Origin of the sequence: Streptomyces sp. M-16 (genome assembly GCF_052114405.1) — a bacterium.
Lineage (GTDB): Bacteria > Actinomycetota > Actinomycetes > Streptomycetales > Streptomycetaceae > Streptomyces.
On sequence record NZ_JBFRER010000253.1, the window covers coordinates 1 to 3,692 of the forward strand.

1 pseudogene is annotated in these 3,692 nt (G+C 76.2%); it reads right to left on the reverse strand.

The window, feature by feature from the left end:
* A pseudogene (locus AB4039_RS41750) lies at positions 1–3,684 on the reverse strand (type I polyketide synthase); the annotation flags it as partial.
* Positions 3,685–3,692: the final 8 nt, after the last annotated feature.

The window sequence follows — 3,692 nt, forward strand, 5'->3', positions numbered from 1 at the left end:
CAACCCCGCACCCGCCAACGCCTGCTCGATCACCCGCCGCTGCGCCGGACCGTTCGGAGCCGTCAGACCATTCGAAGCACCGTCCTGATTCACCGCCGATCCCCGCACCACCGCCAACACCGGATGCCCACGACGCCGGGCATCCGACAAACGCTCCACCAACAGCATCCCCACGCCCTCGCCCCATCCGGTGCCGTCCGCGTTCGCGGAGAACGCCTTGCACCGGCCGTCGGCGGCCAGTCCGCGCTGGCGGCTGAACTCCACGAAGGCTCCCGGGCCGGCCATGACGGTCACACCGCCCGCCAGGGCCAGTTCACACTCGCCCTGCCTCAGGGCCTGGACCGCCAGGTGCAGGGCCACCAGCGAGGAGGAGCACGCGGTGTCCACCGTCACCGCGGGGCCTTCGAGGCCGAAGGTGTACGAGAGGCGGCCGGAGATGACGCTCCCGGAGTTGCCGGTGCCGAGGAAGCCCTCGACCCCCTCGGGTACCGACCGGAGCGCGGAGGCGTAGTCGTGGTACATCACGCCCGTGAAGACGCCTGTACGGGAACCGCGCAGGGTGGCGGGGTCGATGCCGGCCCGCTCGAACGTCTCCCACGAGGTCTCCAGGAGCAACCGCTGCTGCGGGTCCATCGCGAGGGCCTCGCGCGGGGAGATCCCGAAGAAGGCGGCGTCGAACTCCCCGGCGTCGTAGAGGAATCCGCCCCGGCGGGTGGTGCTGGAGCCGGTGGCGCCGTCCCCGTCGAGGAGGTCGAGGTCCCATCCGCGGTCGACGGGGAAGTCGGAGATGGCGTCGGTGCCCGTGGCGAGCAGCCGCCACAGGTCCTCGGGGGACCGCACGCCGCCCGGGTAGCGGCAGCTCATGGCGACGATCGCGAGGGGCTCGTCCGTGGCGCCGCCGGTCCGGACGGCCGGTCGGACGGCGCCGGCCGGCCGGGCTCCGTCGAGTTGGCCGAGGAGGTGGCGGGCGAGCGCCTCCGGGGTCGGGTGGTCGAAGACCAGTCCGGCCGGCAGCCGTGCGCCGGTCGCCGCGACGAGTCGGTTGCGGAGTTCGACCGCGGTGAGCGAGTCGAAGCCGAGCTCCCGGAACGCCTGGGTCGCTTGGACGGTTCCGGGCCGGTCGTGGCCCAGTACGGCGGCCGCGTGGCCGCGTACGAGGTCGACGAGCAGCTCGGTCCGCCCGGCCTCCGTCAGCCCCCGCAGCCGCTCCGACAGCGCGGACCGGACCGCGTCCGCGGATCCGGCCGCGGCCGCCTCGGTACGGCGTACGGGGGCCGGGACCAGGTCCCCCAGCAGCGGGGGCAGCGTCCCGGTGCGCGCTTGTTCGCGCAGCGCGGGAAGGTCCCAGCGGACGGGTACGAGCAGCGGCTCCGGGGAGCCCAGGGCGCGGTCGAGGAGTCCGAGGCCTTCTTCCGTCTCCAGCGCGACGAGCCCGGAACGGCCGATGCGCCGGTGGTCCACCTCGGCCAGGGTGGCGGTCAGCGTGCCGGCGCTCGCCCACAGGCCCCAGGCCAGCGATACGCCGGGCAGGCCCGCGGCGCGGCGGGTGTGGGCCAGTGCGTCGAGGGCGGAGTTCGCGGCGGCGTAGTTGCCCTGGCCCGCGTTGCCGAAGATGCCGGCGGCCGACGAGAACAGCACGAAGGCCGACAGGTCCAGGCCTCGCGTCAGCTCGTCCAGGTGCAGGGCACCGGCCACCTTGGGGTCGAACACCCTGCGCACCCGCTCGGGGGTCAGGGACGGCACCACGCCGTCGTCGGTCACGGCCGCCGCGTGGACCACGCCCGTCAGCGGGTGGGCGTCCGGCAGCGAGTCCAGCAGCCGGACCAGTGCCTCCCGGTCGGCCACGTCGCAGGCGACGGTGTCCACGACGGCGCCCAGTGCGCCCAGCTCGGCCGCGAACTCCCGGGCGCCGTCGGCGGCGGGGCCGCGGCGGCTCGCGAGGACCAGCCGCCGGACGCCGTGCCGGACCACCAGGTGCCGGGCCACCACCCGTCCCAACGCCCCGGAGGCGCCGGTGACCAGGACCGTTCCCGACGGTGCGAATGCCGCGGGCCCGGGGGTCCCGGCGCTCGCCGGCGCGTCGGCCGCCCGTACCAGTCGGGGCGCGAACAGCGCGTTCCCGCGTAACGCCACCTGCGGCTCGCCCGTCGCGGCCGCGGCCGCGAGCGCCGACAGGTCTTCGTCGTGCCGGTCCTCGTCGGCGTCGACGTCGACGAGGACGAAGCGGCCGGGGTTCTCCGACTGGGCCGCACGCACGAGGCCCCAGACCGCGGCCTGCGCCGGGTCGGCGGCCGAGGCCGGGTCGACGGCCACCGCGCCCCGGGTGACGACGAGCAGGCGCGAGGCGGCGCACCGCTCGTCCGCGAGCCAGTCCTGTACGAGGGCCAGCGCCGCCTGCGCGGCCGCGGACGGGCGGGCTGCGGCGTCGGCGCCCGTGCTCAGAGGGGCGGGGACCGGTGCCCGTACGGCCACCACGTCCGGGACGGGGGTCCCGTCGGCGGCCGGCCGGGGAAGGGCGTCGAGCAGGGCGACGGGGAAGTCCGTGGCCTGGCCGGACCGCGGGTCCCCGGCAGGCTTCCATTCCAGCCGGAACAGCCCGCCGGCGCCGCTTGCGCCGACGGCGGCGAGCTGCTCCGCCGCCACCGGGCGCAGGTCCAGGGAGTCGACCGAGAGCACCGGGCTGCCCGTGGCGTCGGCGAGGGACAGCGACACCGCTCCCTCCCCGGCCGCGGCGGTGGACGGCGACGCCGGGGCCAGACTCAGGCGCAGCGCGGTGGCGCCGGTCGCGTGGAGGGCGACCCCGTTCCACGCGAACGGGATCCGGGGCCCGCCGGCCGACCCCGCGGGGTCACCGAGGCCGACTGCGTGGAGGGCGGCGTCGAACAGCGCGGGGTGCAGGCCGAAGCCGGTGACGTCGGTTCCCTCGGGCAGGGCGATCTCGGCGAAGAGTTCCTCCCCGCGCCGCCACCCGGACCGGACTCCCCGGAACACCGGGCCGTACTCCAGGCCCAGCCCGGCCATCCGGTCGTAGAGGACGTCGGCGTCGAGCGGCTCGGCTCCGGCCGGGGGCCACTCGGTGAGTGCGGGGCCCGAGGGTGCGCCGGGGCTCCGGTCCGGGCCGGTGTCCGTACCGGCCGACAGGAGTCCCGACGCGTGGCAGGTCCAGGCGTCCGCCGCCAGGGCGTCGTCGTGCCGCGCGTACACGCGCACGGCCCGCGTGCCGTTCGTGCCGGGTCCGTCCACGACCACCTGGAGCTGTGCGCCGCCCTGTTCGGGCAGGAGGAGCGGGGCTTCCAGCGTCAGTTCCTCGATCCGGCCGTACCCCACCTGGTCGCCGGCCCGGAGCGTCAGCTCGACGAGCGCGGTTCCGGGCAGCAGCGCCGTACCCAGCACCACGTGGTCGGCCAGCCAGGGGTGCGTGGCGAGCGATACCCGGCCCGTCAGCAGCGCCCCCTCACCGTCGGCCAGGGTCACGACGGCGCCGAGCAGCGCATGGTCGGCCGGCCGGAGACCGGCTCGGGTGAGGTCGCCCGGGGCTGCGGCCGTTTCGAGCCAGTAGCGCTCGCGCTGGAAGGCGTACGTGGGCAGGTCGACGCGTCGGGCGCCGTGTCCGGCGAGGACGGCCGTCCAGTCGACGGGGATCCCGTGGACGTGGAGGTGGGCGAGGGCGGTGGTGACGGCCACGTCCTCGG